Origin of the sequence: Enterobacter sp. BNK-13, from assembly GCF_048685015.1 — a bacterium.
In the GTDB taxonomy this organism is placed as follows: domain Bacteria; phylum Pseudomonadota; class Gammaproteobacteria; order Enterobacterales; family Enterobacteriaceae; genus Enterobacter; species Enterobacter quasiroggenkampii.
In genome coordinates this window covers 1,314,621-1,330,952 of record NZ_JBLQTP010000001.1, presented here as the reverse complement: position 1 = coordinate 1,330,952, position 16,332 = coordinate 1,314,621, and the positions used below count along the sequence as shown (strand labels likewise).

The window sequence follows — 16,332 nt, the reverse complement described above, 5'->3', positions numbered from 1 at the left end:
TTGCGGCAATCATAACCCAGGCGCATAATTAGCAGGCTTATTACTTCATGCTTCAGGTGCTAAGCACCTCATTATGCGGATTGTTATGTCACCCTCAGATGCCCCCATAAACTGGAAGCGTAACCTCACGGTTGCGTGGCTTGGCTGTTTTCTCACCGGTGCAGCGTTTAGCCTGGTCATGCCTTTCCTGCCGCTTTACGTCGAACAGCTGGGCGTGACGGGCCACAGCGCGCTCAATATGTGGTCCGGCCTGGTATTCAGCATTACGTTCCTGTTTTCCGCGATGGCCTCGCCCTTCTGGGGTGGCCTTGCCGACCGCAAGGGGCGAAAAATCATGCTGCTCCGCTCGGCGCTGGGGATGGCCATCATCATGGCGCTGATGGGCGTGGCGCAAAACGTCTGGCAGTTCCTGATTTTGCGCGCGCTGCTGGGCTTGCTGGGAGGCTTTATTCCCAATGCCAACGCCCTGATTGCCACACAAATTCCTCGCCATAAGAGCGGCTGGGCGCTGGGCACGCTCTCAACCGGCGGCGTGAGCGGTGCCCTGCTGGGGCCACTGGCCGGCGGACTCCTGGCCGACAGCTATGGCCTGCGCCCGGTGTTCTTCATCACCGCCAGCGTGCTGTTCCTGTGCTTTATCGTCACCCTGCTCTGTATTCGGGAAAACTTCACGCCCGTTGCGAAGAAAGAGATGCTCCACGCCAGGGAGGTGCTGACCTCGCTCAAAAATCCCAGACTGGTACTCAGCCTGTTCGTGACGACCCTGATTATTCAGGTTGCAACCGGATCGATTGCTCCTATCCTCACGCTGTACGTTCGCGATCTTGCGGGCAACGTCAGCAATATTGCATTTATTAGCGGGCTGATCGCCTCCGTGCCTGGCGTGGCGGCATTGCTCAGCGCCCCGAGGCTGGGGAAACTGGGAGACCGCGTCGGCCCGGAAAAAATTCTGATCTGTGCGCTGGTGATCTCCGTCCTGCTGCTGATCCCCATGTCGATGGTGCACTCGCCCTGGCAGCTTGGTGTTCTGCGCTTTTTACTGGGCGCGGCCGACGGCGCGTTACTGCCCGCCGTTCAGACCCTGCTGGTCTACAACTCCACAAACCAGATTGCCGGGCGTATTTTCAGCTATAACCAGTCGTTTCGCGACATCGGTAACGTCACCGGGCCGCTCCTCGGGGCTGGCATTTCCGCCAGCTTTGGTTTTCGCGCCGTCTTTATCGTGACGGCAGGCGTAGTGCTGTTTAATGCGATCTATTCGTGGTTCAGTTTATCCCGCGCGTTACGGCCGGTGGCGGAATAAGACGAACGCCTGAAGCTTATTTTCGTATTCATACTTGCAGAATCAGATATTCAGCTATTCTTTCCCTGAAACCTTCTGGAAAACAGGGAGACACCAATGACCATGTACGCCACGCTGGAAGAAGCTATTGATGCCGCTCGTGAAGAGTTCCTCGCCGACAACCCCGGCGTTGAAGAAGAAGATGCTGACGTGCAACAACTTAATATCCAAAAATACGTTCTGCAGGATGGGGATATTATGTGGCAGGCCGAATTCTTTGCCGATGAGGGTGAAGAAGGGGAATGCCTGCCGGTCCTGAGCGGTGAAGGTGCGCAGGCCGTCTTTGACGGTGACTATGATGAAATCGAACTGCGGCAGGAATGGCTGGAAGAGAACACCCTGCACGAGTGGGATGAGGGCGAATTTCAGCTCGAGCCACCGCTCGATACGGAAGAAGGTCAAACCGCAGCCGATGAGTGGGACGAGCGTTAATTTACGCTACTCGTAAGGGCCGTGGCTGGCATCGATCGGCAGCAGCAGCGTGTCGAAAATTAGCGAGAATGGCAGATCCAGCACGGTGAGGTAGCGCCATGCGGAGTCACGGAGATCCCATTTCACGCCCGGGTAATACTGATTCCCGTGGCCTTGCCCTGGAATGGTGCGGCTGATGATGCTGCCGCAGCCGCTGAGCAGGCATGCCATCAGAACGACGATGATTATTCTCATGAGTAACCTCTAAAAAAATACCGGCGATTAAGCCGGTATTTTATCTGGCGGGTGGCGCTTCGCTTACCCGCTCTACTTAACCACTTACTTCGCCTTCAACGCCAGCGGGTTCAGCTTCAGTTCTTTATAGTAGTTTACCCACGAAGAGTATCTCTCCGGAGCGGACCACACGCGGTAGTGAAGACGCGCCATCGTGACCGGGTCGCTCAACAGGACCAGACGACGGTCACGGTTGAGTTTTTCCGGGGTCTCGTTCAGCGCCTGCTCAACGTGACGATCGCGGGCAATCTCCAGCACCTGGCTGGCACGGTGGCGCGCGGTGGCCATCGCCGTTGCCAGGGCGTTGAATGACGGGTTAAACACGGCGTGCATAAAGCCGTCATCCAGCGTGCGATTGCGGTTCTGCTCGAGATAACGATCGGTGTCCACCAGCACCTGCGGCGGGGAATACTCTTCCGGGATCAGGAACAGCTTCCAGCGTTTGGTCCGCAGCCCCACCGTCGAACGGCTGGAGATCACGGAGACAAACGGCGACAGGATCAGCGAGAAGACAATCGGCGCCAGCCAGAACAGGAAGCGCAGATCCAGCCACGCCATCCCGGCCGCCCACACCAGACCCAGCAGCAGCTGAGAACCGTGGCGCATAAAGGCTTCGCTCCACGGCGTGGAGTCGTCATCACGCTGCGGTGAGTTCCAGACCACTTCCCAGCCCAGGAACGCACTGACCACGAACACGGTGTGGAACAGCATACGCACCGGTGCCAGCAGCACGGAGAACAGCACTTCCAGCAGCAGTGAAAGGGTCACGCGGAAGAAACCGCCGTACTCTTTCGAGCCTTTGCACCAGATCAGGATGATGCTGAGCAGCTTAGGCAGGAACAGCAGCACCATGGTGGAGGCAAACAGCGCAATCGCCAGTTCCGGGCGCCACTGTGGCCACACCGGGAACAGCTGCCGCGGTTGCAGGAAGTATTGCGGCTCCGTCAGGGCATGCACGACCTGCAGCGCAGTAGAGAGCGCAAGGAACATAAACCACAGCGGTGCGGAGAGATAAGACATCACGCCCGTCAGGAACACTGCACGGTGAACCGGGTGCATCCCTTTCACCAGGAACAGGCGGAAGTTCATCAGGTTACCGTGACACCAGCGGCGGTCACGTTTGAGCTCGTCCAGCAGGTTCGGCGGCAGCTCCTCGTACGATCCCGGCAGGTCGTAGGCAATCCAGACGCCCCAGCCAGCACGACGCATCAGCGCCGCTTCCACGAAGTCATGCGACAGAATAGAACCGGCAAACGAACCCTCGCCCGGCAGCGGCGCCAGCGCACAGTGTTCAATGAACGGCTTCACGCGGATAATCGCGTTGTGACCCCAGTAGTGCGATTCACCCAGTTGCCAGAAGTGCAGACCCGCCGTAAACAGCGGCCCGTAAACACGGGTGGCGAACTGCTGGCAGCGCGCATAGAGCGTGTCCATACCGGAGGCTTTTGGCGAAGACTGAATGATACCCGCGTTCGGGTTGGCTTCCATCAGACGCACCAGACCGCTCAGGCAGTCACCGCTCATGACGGAGTCCGCATCCAGCACGACCATATAGCTGTACTGATTACCCCAGCGACGGCAGAAGTCATCGATGTTACCGCTTTTACGCTTCACACGGCGGCGGCGGCGACGGTAGAAGATCTGCCCTTCGCCCTGCACTTCCGCAATCAGCTCCATCCACGCTTTTTGTTCCGCCACGCAGATATCCGGGTTGTAACTGTCGCTCAGGATGTAGACGTCGAAATGCTCCGCGTTGCCGGTCGCCTTTACGGATTCCCAGGTGGCACGCAGGCCCGCAAACACGCGATCAACGTCTTCGTTACAGATAGGCATAATCAGCGCGGTACGGTGCTCAGGATTGAGGGGTTCATCCCCGACCGTAGACGCCGAAATGCTGTATTTGTCACGCCCCATCAGCAGCTGCAGGAAGCCCATCAGCGCGGTCCAGAAACCAGCCGAGACCCAGCAGAAGAGAACCGCGAACAGCAGAAGGATGCCGCTCTGCAGGATGTACGGCAGCAGCTGCATGAAGGAGACCCAGAGATCCTGGCCCATCATGTCCGTCGGGTTGATAAACGCCCAGCCCTGATAAGGCAGGATGGTTTTCATATACCAGGTCGCGACGACCGTCTGCGCCAGCGTCAGCAGCAGCAGGATATAGCGACGGATGGTCCCCACGGTACGCCATTTCTGTTCGGAAGCCTGCTCTTCTTTCGTCAGGCGTGACAGATAGCGGGGCGTCACATCACGCCCGCGCAGGCGATCCCAGAAGCGGCCCACCGGGTTGGTGCGCCATGGGTCGGGGAACATAGAGGAACGCGTGGCCTTCGGCATCGCCTGAAGCTGATCGCGTCCTTCGTCGTCTTTAATCAACTGCCCTTCTGCCAGCGAGTCCGGCCAGGCCTGCTCCAGACGTGCCTTTACTGACCCCAGCGGCGTATCATCATCACGGGAATACTGACGATGTTCACCATCCAGCGCGGTGTGAACCGCGCGGATGTCGCTCTTAGGCAGTGCCGCTTTTTCGATATCCGTCAGCGGCATGGCATCAATATATTCAGATGTATTATTCATTGGCAGGTAGCTGATAGCTCCAGGTTTCACTCAGCGGCTGATCGTTACTGACCAGCGCAGCACGCATTTCAGTGGTCTGTTTCGGATCTTTCACTTTCACGCGCAGGGTCAGACGCCAGCCTTTGGTTACCGGGTTGTAACGCACGGTATTCTCAACGATTTCACCGTTATCACCAATGCTGGCCTGAGCGGCAACGGCAGTGTCCGGTGACAGTTTCTTCATATCCTGGCCTGTGAAGTCCACGACAAAGGCCACGGTACCGTCAGGCTGACGGATAAGATTAGACTGCTTCACATCACCCGTTGAGCGGCGAGTCTGCATGACATAGGCGTTATCCGGCGCATGCAGCTTATCTTCGTCGCGGCTGAAGGTGATGGTGTACTTGAAGTTCATCTCTTTACCGGCTTCCGGAAGCTGATCCGGCGTCCAGTAAGCGACGATGTTATCGTTGGTTTCGTCATTGGTCGGAATTTCTACCAGCTCGACCTTACCTTTACCCCAGTCACCGTTTGGCGTGACCCAGGCGCTTGGGCGCTGGTCATAGCGGTCGTCCAGATCTTCAAAGCGGGAGAACTGACGACCACGCTGCAGCAGGCCAAAACCTTGTGGGTTTTCCATTGCGAAGCTGCTCACCGCCAGATGTTTCGGGTTGTTCAGCGGACGCCAGATCCACTCGCCGTTACCGGCGTGAATAGACAGACCGTTGGAGTCATGCAGTTCCGGGCGGAAGTTGGTTGCTGGTGACGGCTGGTTCGGCCCAAACAGGAACATACTGGTCAGCGGCGCAACGCCCAGCTTGCCCACTTTATCACGCAGGTAAACCTTAGACTGCACGTCAACCACCGTGTCACGACCCGGCATGATCACAAAGCGATAGGCACCGGTCGCACGCGGAGAATCCAGCAGCGCATATATAGTCAGACGTTTGTCCGTTGGTTTTGGACGTTCAATCCAGAACTCACGGAAACGTGGGAATTCTTCACCTGATGGCAGCGCGGTATCAATAGCCAGTCCGCGCGCAGAAAGCCCGTATACCTGCCCCGCGCCAATCACGCGGAAATAGCTGGCACCAAGCATGCTGACGATTTCGTCGTTTTTATCTTTGCTGTTGATCGGGTAAAGCACCTTAAAGCCAGCGAAGCCCAGGTCTTTCACCGTATCTTTGTCGTGTTGCACATTGCCAAAATTGAAGTAATCCGGGCTGTATTTAATCTTACGTACCGCTGTGGCCGTCACTTCATTGATGGCAACAGGCGTGTCGAAATACATACCCTGATGATAAAACTCAAGCTTGAACGGGGTCTTGATGTTGCTCCAGTAGGCTTTGTCGTGATTGAACTGGATCTGCTGATAGTCCGCATATTTCATATCGCGGAAAACGGAGGGCAAGTTACTTTTCGGCGCTTCGTAGCTCTTGCCCGCCATCGATTTTGCCTGTTTTGCGACATCGTCGATGTTAAAGGCCAGTGCCGATGAGGTATACAGTGATAACACCACTGCAGCACCTAACCAACGCATTTTCATCATCTGTGGTTTATGTTTCATAATAAGTAAGCACTTCCCCCTTTGTGTGCTTATATCGATCCGATCCATTTTAATGGAAACTCAGGCAATCCGACAACATTATCACTGCTTTGTTCAGCTGCTGGCTCATGGATTAAGCAAATGAAAGAACCCATTATTCACTTTGCGTGCTTATCCTGGAGACAGGGTGTCGGTCTTGGTGTAGGGTTGCTTTCGAATGTAACCATTATGAGTCTTAGGGATAAGACGAAAAGTCTGAGAATGCACAACGTTATATGAGCACAACACCAACAGAACGTGAATATTTCCTCGACTCGATCCGGGCATGGCTGATGCTATTGGGGATCCCTTTTCACATATCACTGATTTACTCCAGCCACACCTGGCATGTGAATAGCCAGATGCCGTCCTGGTGGCTGACGCTGTTTAATGACTTTATTCACGCCTTCCGTATGCAGGTGTTTTTTGTCATCTCCGGCTATTTCTCTTACATGCTGTTTCTGCGATACCCGCTTAAACGCTGGTGGAAGGTGCGCGTCGAGCGCGTGGGGATCCCCATGCTGACCGCGATTCCGCTGCTGACGCTGCCCCAGTTCATTATGCTGCAGTACGTTAAAGGCAAAGCGGAAAACTGGCCGAATCTGTCACTGTATGAAAAGTACAATACGCTGGTCTGGGAGCTGGTGTCTCACCTGTGGTTCCTGCTGGTCCTGGTGGTGCTCACCACGGTGAGTCTGTTCATTTTTAGCCGCCTGCGCCACCACCTGAGTTCGACAGCCGACGCCTTTTTCGCCAACGTTACGATGGGCAAACTGTCAGTGCTCTTCTTGCTGTTGGGGATCGCTTATGCTGCCGTGCGACGGACCCTGCTTATCGTCTATTCGCCGATTTTAAGCGACGGGCTCTTTAATTTCGTGGTGATGCAGTCGCTGTTCTACATCCCGTTCTTTTTAATCGGCGCGCTGGCGTTTATTTATCCGAAGCTGAAAGCACTGTTTACCACTCCGTCACCGTGGTGCGCGATAGGTGCGGCCTTCGCGTTCGCAGCCTATCTGCTGAATCAGCGCTACGGCAGCGGCGACGCCTGGATGTACGAAACGGAAAGTGTGATCACCATGCTGCTGGGTTTGTGGATGGTGAACGTGGTATTCGCGCTCGGCCACCGCCTGCTGAACTTTAAGTCCAGCCGCGTGACCTACTTCGTCAATGCTTCGCTGTTTATTTATCTGGTGCATCACCCGTTAACGCTTTTCTTCGGGGCTTATATCACCCCGCATATCGCCTCCAACACGCTGGGGTTCTTTACCGGTCTGGTGTTTGTCGTGGGGATTGCGATCGTGCTCTATGAAATCCATCTGCGGATCCCGCTCCTGCGTTTCCTCTTTTCAGGAAAACCACAGGTAAAAGCCTCATAAACAACCGCGGCGCACTGAGTGCGCCGCGCTTTCTTCAGGTGTCCAGTTCCTGCCCGCGCTGGGTCAGCAACCGTTGATAAAGGTGGGTAGTTTCTTCGTCGAAACAGACAAAGATAACCTTCTCAGGCATCGGTTTTAGCGACAGGTAGCGGTAAACGGTTTCGACGGCGATCGTCGCGGCAGCCGCCTTAGGATAGCCATACACACCGGTACTGATGGCCGGAAACGCCATTGTTTTATAGCCGTTGTCGGCAGCCAGCCGCAGACAGTTCCGGTACGCCTCTTCCAGAATACTCGCCTCATGCCGATCGCCACCGTGCCAGACAGGCCCTACTGCGTGAATGACCGCTCTGGCGGGCAGATCCCCCGCAAGCGTAATCACCGCATGGCCGGGAGGACATTCACCCTGCTGTTGCCGCACGGTTTTGCAGGCTTCCAGCAGCTGCGGTCCGGCAGCCCGGTGGATAGCACCGTCCACACCGCCTCCCCCCATCAGGGAGGGATTGGCCGCATTGACGATGACGTCGACGTGCATGGTCGTAATATCGCCATGAATCACTTCAATTTGCGGTTTCATAAAGCCCCTCTGCAACCCGCCTTTTTCTTAAGTGTATCGCAGGGCTGCCCGGGAGAAAAAACTATCAGAAAAAATCCTCTTCCGCACAAAGCGGAAGAGAGAGCGTTATCGATACTGTATTTCGACAACCGCGAGCGTTTTTTCAGGGTTGAGGTATTTCATGCGCAGCGATGCCAGGTTCGAATCGGACACGTGGCCATTAAGCGCCTCTTCATAGCTGACCATGCGCGTTTGCATACGATTATTATCCGGGCAAGACATGGCAAACTGTCTCTGCTGCGGCGAAACTTCACAGGGGTCGGCAACAATGGCACCGCGAAAATGAATGACGCCACCGTTCACAATGGTAGCGGAATAAACCGGGAGGCTAAAAACAGAAACGATCAGGCCCAGACCCGTCACGAGTCGAGCGAAAGAGTGGTTCATTATAGGTACTCCTCAATGAAAATCGTCCTTGAGGGGTAAACGCACTTCATTATGACAAACGAAGTCTCACGTTAAGGAACATAATGACCTGGTCCCTGATATCAGCATAGCTCAACGGTACAGACCCGCCACATTCACAAGCCATTGATTCCATGAATGTTTAGATCGCACTTCCCGCTGGCGACCACTGTTGTGATAAATGAAGCGATTTTCCATCTGAGACGGTGACAACGATTTTTACCGTGTCTCCTGCGTTAATATTTAAACTCAGGCGCATTAAATCAATCGTCTGATTAGCGGGTATAAAAAGGGTATTTTGCTGTCGGGACGAACTTTGTCCCCCCTGCCCTTCCCGAACGGAAACAATCTGGACCTGACAATCACACGGCTGCGCCAGAGTGACCTGCGGAATAATGGTGGTCATATTTTCCTGCTGCGACGTTTTGAAGGTTATCTGGCTGGAAAGCGCGGCAAGGAGAATTAAGGTATTCATGATGAACTCCCGAAAAAAAACAGGGCATCAGCCCTGTTTTTTGTAGCACAGATTTCAGTATCAGTACTGATGAGCTGTCGCGTGGTTACCGAAGCCGATCTGGGTAACGTTGACAGTAGAGTTAGAAGCAGTCTGGTCTACGAGGGCACCGTTAAAGCCGCCGGACTGGCTAACGTTCATAACAGATTTTTTACTGTTCCACTGATCAAGTGTTGCACTGTTGCCAAATCCTTTCTGGGTCAGGTTGATTTTACTGTCATCAGAACCCTGACCAACGTCAGCGCCGTTACCGCCACCTTTCTGGGTAATATTCAGCACGGAATTTCTGGCGTCTGTCTGCAGAGCAACCGCGGAGTTACCGCCACCGTCCTGATAAATATTCAGGGTTGAATTTGGGCCACTGTATCCGCCATGACCATGTCCATGACCCCAGCCGCCCTGATTAATAGAACCCGCCATAGCACTACCAGAAACTACGATTGCTGCAAGCGCTGCCACTTTGAGAAATTTCATGGTAAACCCCCATCGGATTGATTAAAGTCGTCGCGAAGGCGCTAATGTTGAATAACGTTAATCGCCATTTGCGACTGTTTCTGCACTACAACTGCGGTTTTCTGCGTACCGTACTGCGTAATATTTGCTCTATTACCCGACCCTTTCTGGATAATTTTCGCGCTATTACCGTATCCATCTTGCGTAATACCTGCATCATTCGCGTTACCGCTCTGATCGATCCAGGCAATATTGTAACCCCCTGATTGATCAACTCTCGCTCTGTTACCTGCCCCATCCTGGGAAACAATGGACAAGAGTTTTGAACCCTCCTGGCGAACCTGAGCGTCATTGAAAACACCCTGTTGACCAATAATGGCTGCCTGATTGAGTGATGAAAGACTTAATTCGTTAACCGCAAAGTTATATTCAGGATTGGCTAAATCTGAATTCGCTGCGGTTACAAATCCAGGCGCACCCAGTAATGTAAACACCATAAATAACGATGTGTATTTCATGTTGTCACCCTGGACCTGGTTATTGAATCACACCATAACCGTATAACCGTGTTGCTTGTAAAAACGATTCGTATTGTGTTAACGCGTCGTTACGGTGAAGAGTATGTCCGCTGAAACATTTTAAATATCTCACCCGCGCGGCTTATTTTTATTTTTCAGATCACCACAAAGTCGTAATTTACATCAAAAAACACTTTATTCAGGCCAGCTTATATTTTTTATTACAGGTGTTTTGCGAAAGGGTTGTACAGCGAGGCGAAGGCTGTCCACGGGTCTTCCCGGGGTGTTTAAACGTAACGGCTGAAGAACATTTTTTCTCAGTGCGTGACACGACCCCTGTTTTCTTAAGCCAGACCACTGCTCATTCCTGGACTTAGAACCAACCTGTAACTCATACTTAATTATCGTTTCATCAAAATAACAAATAAATCTATAAATCAAATAATTATAAATATTTGTATGATTTTTAAAATCTGTGCACCTCTATTAATATGTACAACTTTCTCATCATTTCTCGCCATTCATTACAAGCTAATTTCACAAATTAATATTGATTTTTACATTCAGTTACATGTTTAACACTTGCTTTAAACTTCGTAAAAGCTAGATTGAAATTAGATGTACGAAATTGGTTTTATATTTACCTCCCTGTGGAGGTTATGGTCTGATTCTACACACAGCAGTGCAACATCTGTCAGTACTTCTGGTGTCCTCTAATAAACAGGAGGGCAGCTGCCAGGTGCCAAAAAAAGTGGGGTTTCATCATGTATAATGAAGTCCATAGTTTACATGGTCATACATTACTGTTGATCACAAAACCTTCTTTGCAAGCGACAGCGTTATTACAACATTTAAAGCAATCTTTATCACTGAACGGGAAATTGCATAATATTCAACGTTCTTTTGATGATATTGCCCCTGGCAGCATCATTCTGTTCGATATGATGGAAGCTGATAAAAAGCTTATCCATTACTGGCAGGATATTTTAAGCAGGAAAAACAATAATATCCGCGTGCTATTGTTGAATACACCTGACGAATATCCCTTCAGAGATATTGAAAGCTGGCCGCATATCAATGGCGTGTTCTACGTCACGGAAGAAGAAGACCGGGTGGTTGAGGGCCTGCAAGGTATATTGCGCGGTGAGTGTTATTTTTCGCAAAAGCTTGCAAGCTATCTCATTACGCACTCCGGAAATTATCGCTATAACAGCTCAGAGTCAGCACTGCTCACGCACCGTGAGAAAGAGATCCTGAATAAGTTACGCATTGGTGCTTCAAATATTGAAATCGCCCGTTCGTTATTTATCAGCGAAAATACGGTAAAGACGCACCTTTATAATCTTTTCAAGAAGATAGCTGTGAAAAACCGAACTCAGGCGGTTTCGTGGGCTAACGATAACCTCAGGCGTTAATCACATGAAACGCACGTTGAGTTGGATCGCCGCAGCGAGTTTCCTGCTCGCTGCAGGGAATCTGAAGGCCGTCGAGGTCGAAGTTCCCGGATTGTTAACAGACCACACTGTCTCATCGGTCGGGCACAGTTTTTACCGGGCCTTCAGTGACAAATGGGACAGTACCTATACCGGAAATATAACAATCAACGAGCGGCCCAGTGCACGATGGGGAAGTTGGATAACAATAACGGCCAATCAGTACGTTATTTATCAAACGTTTTTATTCCCCACAAAAATGGACTTCGATAAAAACGTAGCCTTAGCACTGGCACAATCAGAAGACGCTATTAATCGCCTGCAAATAGATAAAGCCCTATTAAGCACCAGCGATTTAGCAAAAGACGAGTTCTAGCGAACCGATATGCGGAGGCTGTCATGCGTATTGCATATGCAGTTGTTTCGATAATGCTGATCACCCCCATAAGCTGGGCCGGAAACATGACGTTTCAGTTCCGTAACCCAAACTTTGGCGGTAACCCTAACAACGGTGCGTTTCTGCTGAATGAGGCTCAGGCGCAAAACTCCTATAAGGATCCAAGCTTAAAGGATTTTAGCATTGATACCCCATCCGCCCTGGACAACTTCACTCAGGCTATCCAGTCGCAGATTTTAGGCGGATTATTGACCAACATTAATACCGGTAAACCCGGCCGGATGGTGACCAACGATTTTATCGTTGATATCGCCAACACTGATGGACAGCTTCAGCTGAACGTGACCGATCGTAAAACCGGAAGAATATCCACCATTCAGGTTTCCGGTCTTCAAAGTAATTCAACTGACTTTTAAACAATAGCTAAATAAGGACAACGATCATGCAGCGCTTCCTGATATTTGTTGCAGTGTGCTTATTGAGCGGTTGTTTAACTGCTCCACCTAAAGAAGCTGCAAAACCAACATTAATGCCTCGGGCCCAGAGTTATCGTGATTTAACGCATTTACCTGCTCCAACGGGGAAAATATTTGTCTCCGTATACAACATTCAGGACGAAACCGGGCAATTCAAACCTTACCCGGCAAGTAACTTCTCCACGGCCGTGCCGCAAAGCGCCACCGCGATGCTGGTTACCGCACTCAAGGATTCGCACTGGTTTATTCCGCTGGAACGTCAGGGTCTTCAGAACCTGTTGAATGAACGGAAAATCATTCGTGCCGCACAGGAGAATGGTACCGTCGCGGCCAATAACCGCACGCCTCTGGAATCTCTGGCGGCAGCAAACGTGATGATTGAAGGATCGATTATTGGTTACGAAAGTAACGTTAAATCGGGTGGTGCGGGCGCGCGGTACTTCGGTATCGGTGCGGATACCCAATACCAGCTCGACCAAATCGCCGTTAACCTGCGTGTGGTCAACGTCAGTACAGGCGAAGTGCTCTCTTCGGTGACCACCAGCAAAACCATACTGTCCTATGAAGTTCAGGCAGGGGTATTCCGCTTCATCGATTACCAGCGTTTGCTTGAGGGTGAAATTGGTTACACCTCTAACGAGCCGGTCATGATGTGTCTGATGTCAGCCATTGAAACCGGCGTGATCTTCTTAATCAACGACGGTATTGACCGCGGGCTGTGGGATCTGCAAAACAAAGCAGACGTGCAGAACCCGATACTGGTGAAATACCGCGATATGTCAGTCCCTCCGGAATCCTGACAGGAAGCGCATAAAAAAGGCGAGATGATTATCTCGCCTTTTTTTATTCGCTCACCGCCGTGATGTTGTGCGCTTTTTCCCGCCGCGACGCCAGCCAAAGACCGCTGTTTTTCATGGCATAGCCAAACAGCAACCCCAGCGCCAGGGAAGGCACCACCAGCTTCCAGTCACCCTGCCCTGCAAAGGTCGCGCACGCTCCCATGAAGGTTCCCGGCACAAACGAAAGCAGCAGATGCTTAGCCTGAACGCACATCAGGAAGGCAACCACGCCCGTCATGACGTACCCCAGTATCTCCAGATGCGGCGCCAGCGCGCTGCCTTTCATGATCACCAGCGCCCAGATAACACCGCTCATCAGCGTGCAGCCAGAGATAAAGAGCCCTTTGACGCCCCCCTGCGGGCAGGCGAAATAGGCCGTACAGCCAAGGAATCCGGCCCAGCTGAGCAATCCGAGAGACACGGCCACCCATCCCCAAAGTCCGGAGAGAATGCCCGTCGTTATTGCGATACAAAGTAATATGTTCATGGCGCGCATCTTAGCAGAAGCGCACCATAGAAATGCGATCAGAAGCACATTATGTGCAAATTGAAATGCGGAGTTGCAGGATTTATGTGATCTAAATCACTCTTCATTCTCTTCTTCCAGCTCATCCCACATCGCCGCGATCGCGTCGCGGGTCAGCGGTGCCAGCGTTCTCCAGAATGGCGAGGTGGCATGGGCTTCGACTTTACCCAGGAATGTGCCGACCCACGGCAGCAGGTACGTTTCGAACAAGGTTTCGATGGCTTCGTTCTCATCATCCCCGGCGTTGTCTTCGATCCAGGAGGCAGCAAGCAGCAGCGTACCGATATGATCGGCTGGCGTATCGCTTAGCGGCATACCGCGGGTGGAGAGGAAAGCTCGGACTTCCGCTTCCGTCGCCCCTTCCTGCCAGGCAGAACGGTATGGCGAAACGCGGCACTCTTCACCGACGAACAGCGCATTGTAATCGGTCGCAATCTGCTGCATGTCGCAGCTTTTTTGCAGACGCGCCAGTAAATCATCCTGTTCCAGCGGCCAGTTCTCCGCCAGTTTACCTTCACGAATTAACGTAAAAAGCGGAACCAACAGCGGGTCTTGCGGCTGGCGATAATAGAGCGTACCCAGCACGCGACAAAGGATGGAAAACTCGTTCATTTTTATTATTCCATTACACAATTAAAGATCGGCAAATTCGGCAATCGGCTCCATGCCGCGCGATTCGAGGAAATCGAGCATGCGGCGCGGGGTGACGTTCAGGATTTGCGCTTCCGGGAAGTTAACGTCATTCAGCACCTTCAGGCACTCGCTGAAATCGCCCAGCGTGAAGGCGGTATGGGAATCCGAACCCAGCGCCACCATGCCGCCCGCATCGCGGACGGCGGCCGCCACTTCGCGGCAGTTGGCTTCACTGCCCTTACGCGAGTGAACAAAGGAGGAGTTGTTAATCTCCAGCGCCACGCGGTGCTTCGCTGCCGCCTGCGCGACAGCCTGAATATCAATCGGGTACTTCGGGTTGCCGGGGTGGCTGATAATATGCACATTGCCGCTGGCAATGGTGGCAATCATCGCCGCGGTGTTGGTCTCTTTATCCTGAGGTGCAAAAACCGGCTCGTGGAAACCGGCGAGGATAAGGTCCAGAGACGTCAGCATCGGGCCGGTGCAGTCGATCTCACCGTCGGTATTTTTGATATTCGCCTCGATGCCTCGCAGTATCCCAATGCCGTCCACCAGACGTGGCCAGATCCGCATATTCACAAAATGCCAGTAGTGCGGCGCATCCGCCATGTCCGGGCCATGATCGGTGATCGCGAACAGCTTAATCCCCTTAAGCTTCGCCTGGGCGATATAATCATGGAGGTTGCTATACGCGTGGGTACTGGCGACGGTGTGCATATGCAGGTCAACGGGATACATCTCTCTCTCCTCTGCGGTTTTTCCAAAGGATAGCAGTTATCAGCGGCGAATATTAGCAAAAACCCGGCGAACGCCGGGTTTCTCTCAGTAGCCACGCTGTCTGTCGACCTGGCCGGTGACCGCGTTCCCCTTCTCCATTTCGCTGATGGTATGGGATATGTACGCCACCGCTTCTGCCGGACGCGTCACGGCGGCCACGTGCGGGGTCATCGCCACGCGCGGATGTGCCCACAGCGGGCTTTCCACCGGCAGCGGCTCACGGCTATAGACATCCAGCATGGCGCCTTTTAGCTTTCCGCTGTCCAGCGCCTTCAGCAGATCGGTCTCGACCAGATGCACCCCGCGCGCCAGGTTCATCAGGTAGCTCTCATCGGCTAACTGGTTGAGCAAGTCTTCATTGATGATGCCGACCGTTTCCGCCGTATTGGGCAGCAGGTTGATCAGCACGCGCGTGCCGTTCAGAAAGGCCGGGAGTTCATCCGTGCCGGCAAAGCTCTCGACGCCCGGATAATCTTTGCGGCTGCGGCTCCAGCAGCGCAGCGGAAAGCCCCACGGTGCGAGGGCTTCAGCCACCTTTGAGCCCAGCACGCCCGCACCGAGGATGCCGATGGTAAAGTCTTCACGACGGTAATCCGGCAGCGGCTCCCAGTGGGCCTGCTGTTTAAATGCCTGATAGTCATCGAAGCGGCGGAACCAGTGCAGCACCTGGCTGACGGCATATTCCTGCATCTGCTGCCCCATTCCGGTATCTTCCAGGCGGAACAGGGGAATCGCTTCCGGCAGCATGTCAGGGTGCGCCTTCAGCTTGCTCAGAATGGAATCCACGCCCGCCCCAAGGGCAAAAACGGCCTTCAGTTTACGGCCCTGGAGCATTTCTACCGGCGGATGCCAGACCAGCGCATAGTCAGCATGTTCGTTATCTCCACGCTTCCACTCGCGAACGCGTGCGCCGGGTAATGCCGCCGTGAGCGCCTCGATCCAGTAGGCCGTATCAAACGTGGGGTGATAGAAAAGTATATCCATAGTCATTCCTGCCTTTTATTGCGCTGATTTATTTTGTTTTTTAACGAGGTTGTCAGCATAACAAATTTATTGCACGGCTGTGTTGTTGATAAAAAAGACGCTTTCAGCACATTTAAGAATCATGTTGTCTGAAGTTTGTCTAAAAGCGCTAAATTACTGAAAAAGTGAGTTGACGGCAGTTCGGCTTTTCCTTACATTAG

Annotated in this window: 19 protein-coding genes; 7 read left to right on the top strand and 12 right to left on the bottom strand. The window is 52.8% G+C overall.

The genetic code is table 11. The features are described 5' to 3' along the window. Positions 1-85 precede the first annotated feature (85 nt). Positions 86-1,303 (top strand): multidrug efflux MFS transporter MdtG, encoded by a 1,218-nt coding sequence (gene mdtG, locus ACMGGQ_RS06295; protein WP_048222502.1) that lies wholly within the window; start codon positions 86-88, stop codon positions 1,301-1,303. Between the two features lie 96 nt (positions 1,304-1,399). After that, a complete protein-coding gene (locus ACMGGQ_RS06290; RefSeq protein WP_008500834.1) occupies positions 1,400-1,774 on the top strand; it encodes a MysB family protein in 375 nt (124 codons plus the stop codon). A gap of 6 nt (positions 1,775-1,780) precedes the next feature. Here ACMGGQ_RS06290 and ACMGGQ_RS06285 read toward each other — a convergent pair whose 3' ends face one another. From ACMGGQ_RS06285 to mdoG, 3 genes are all read right to left on the bottom strand, one after another. Further along, entirely contained in the window at positions 1,781-2,008 is a 228-nt protein-coding gene (locus ACMGGQ_RS06285) for a YceK/YidQ family lipoprotein (protein WP_008500835.1), read from the bottom strand. Positions 2,009-2,092: 84 nt separating this feature from the next. Then, positions 2,093-4,621 carry a glucans biosynthesis glucosyltransferase MdoH gene (gene mdoH / locus ACMGGQ_RS06280; protein WP_262805321.1) on the bottom strand — a complete coding sequence of 843 codons (2,529 nt, stop codon included), beginning with the start codon at positions 4,619-4,621 and terminating at the stop codon, positions 2,093-2,095. Then, complete coding sequence (gene mdoG / locus ACMGGQ_RS06275; RefSeq protein WP_021240787.1) at positions 4,614-6,167, bottom strand: glucans biosynthesis protein MdoG; 1,554 nt, start codon at positions 6,165-6,167, stop codon at positions 4,614-4,616. The genes mdoH and mdoG overlap by 8 nt, the downstream gene beginning before the upstream one ends. A gap of 254 nt (positions 6,168-6,421) precedes the next feature. Here mdoG and mdoC point away from each other — a divergent pair, with 254 nt between their 5' ends. Further along, complete coding sequence (gene mdoC / locus ACMGGQ_RS06270) at positions 6,422-7,561, top strand: glucans biosynthesis protein MdoC (RefSeq protein WP_048027372.1); 1,140 nt, start codon at positions 6,422-6,424, stop codon at positions 7,559-7,561. Positions 7,562-7,595: 34 nt separating this feature from the next. Here mdoC and ymdB read toward each other — a convergent pair whose 3' ends face one another. From ymdB to csgB, 5 genes are all read right to left on the bottom strand, one after another. After that, positions 7,596-8,138 carry an O-acetyl-ADP-ribose deacetylase gene (ymdB, locus tag ACMGGQ_RS06265; protein WP_045908290.1) on the bottom strand — a complete coding sequence of 181 codons (543 nt, stop codon included), beginning with the start codon at positions 8,136-8,138 and terminating at the stop codon, positions 7,596-7,598. A gap of 105 nt (positions 8,139-8,243) precedes the next feature. Beyond that, positions 8,244-8,564 (bottom strand): type 1 fimbrial protein, encoded by a 321-nt coding sequence (locus ACMGGQ_RS06260; protein WP_196346121.1) that lies wholly within the window; start codon positions 8,562-8,564, stop codon positions 8,244-8,246. 160 nt (positions 8,565-8,724) lie between these two features. Beyond that, positions 8,725-9,057: a curli assembly chaperone CsgC gene (gene csgC / locus ACMGGQ_RS06255; RefSeq protein WP_048222497.1), complete on the bottom strand. Its 333-nt coding sequence runs from the start codon at positions 9,055-9,057 to the stop codon at positions 8,725-8,727. A gap of 60 nt (positions 9,058-9,117) precedes the next feature. After that, positions 9,118-9,570 (bottom strand): curli major subunit CsgA, encoded by a 453-nt coding sequence (gene csgA, locus ACMGGQ_RS06250; protein ID WP_008500842.1) that lies wholly within the window; start codon positions 9,568-9,570, stop codon positions 9,118-9,120. Positions 9,571-9,611: 41 nt separating this feature from the next. Then, on the bottom strand, positions 9,612-10,067 hold the full coding sequence (csgB, locus tag ACMGGQ_RS06245; RefSeq protein WP_048027369.1) for a curli minor subunit CsgB: 456 nt from the start codon (positions 10,065-10,067) through the stop codon (positions 9,612-9,614). 764 nt (positions 10,068-10,831) lie between these two features. On the opposite strand from csgB, the gene csgD reads away from it, so the two are divergent. The 4 genes from csgD to csgG are packed head-to-tail and all read left to right on the top strand — an operon-like array spanning position 10,832 to position 13,173. Continuing rightward, positions 10,832-11,482, top strand: a complete 651-nt coding sequence (csgD, locus tag ACMGGQ_RS06240; RefSeq protein ID WP_021240790.1) for a biofilm master transcriptional regulator CsgD — start codon at positions 10,832-10,834, stop codon at positions 11,480-11,482. A gap of 4 nt (positions 11,483-11,486) precedes the next feature. Continuing rightward, complete coding sequence (gene csgE, locus ACMGGQ_RS06235) at positions 11,487-11,876, top strand: curli production assembly/transport protein CsgE (RefSeq protein ID WP_008500845.1); 390 nt, start codon at positions 11,487-11,489, stop codon at positions 11,874-11,876. Positions 11,877-11,899: 23 nt separating this feature from the next. Further along, the gene (gene csgF / locus ACMGGQ_RS06230; RefSeq protein ID WP_023311106.1) at positions 11,900-12,313 is read left to right on the top strand and encodes a curli production assembly/transport protein CsgF; all 414 of its coding nucleotides are present in this window, start codon (positions 11,900-11,902) and stop codon (positions 12,311-12,313) included. Positions 12,314-12,339: 26 nt separating this feature from the next. Then, the gene (gene csgG, locus ACMGGQ_RS06225; protein ID WP_045357119.1) at positions 12,340-13,173 is read left to right on the top strand and encodes a curli production assembly/transport protein CsgG; all 834 of its coding nucleotides are present in this window, start codon (positions 12,340-12,342) and stop codon (positions 13,171-13,173) included. 43 nt (positions 13,174-13,216) lie between these two features. On the opposite strand, the gene ACMGGQ_RS06220 is transcribed toward csgG, so the two are convergent. The 4 genes from ACMGGQ_RS06220 to ghrA all read right to left on the bottom strand — a co-directional run bounded on the left by ACMGGQ_RS06220 (position 13,217) and on the right by ghrA (position 16,132). Beyond that, on the bottom strand, positions 13,217-13,699 hold the full coding sequence (locus tag ACMGGQ_RS06220) for a DUF1097 domain-containing protein (RefSeq protein ID WP_343665761.1): 483 nt from the start codon (positions 13,697-13,699) through the stop codon (positions 13,217-13,219). 96 nt (positions 13,700-13,795) lie between these two features. Further along, positions 13,796-14,350 carry a TorD/DmsD family molecular chaperone gene (locus tag ACMGGQ_RS06215; protein WP_045908295.1) on the bottom strand — a complete coding sequence of 185 codons (555 nt, stop codon included), beginning with the start codon at positions 14,348-14,350 and terminating at the stop codon, positions 13,796-13,798. Positions 14,351-14,371: 21 nt separating this feature from the next. After that, positions 14,372-15,109 carry a phosphatase gene (locus ACMGGQ_RS06210; RefSeq protein ID WP_008500850.1) on the bottom strand — a complete coding sequence of 246 codons (738 nt, stop codon included), beginning with the start codon at positions 15,107-15,109 and terminating at the stop codon, positions 14,372-14,374. A gap of 84 nt (positions 15,110-15,193) precedes the next feature. Beyond that, positions 15,194-16,132: a glyoxylate/hydroxypyruvate reductase GhrA gene (ghrA, locus tag ACMGGQ_RS06205; protein WP_048027362.1), complete on the bottom strand. Its 939-nt coding sequence runs from the start codon at positions 16,130-16,132 to the stop codon at positions 15,194-15,196. Positions 16,133-16,332: the final 200 nt, after the last annotated feature.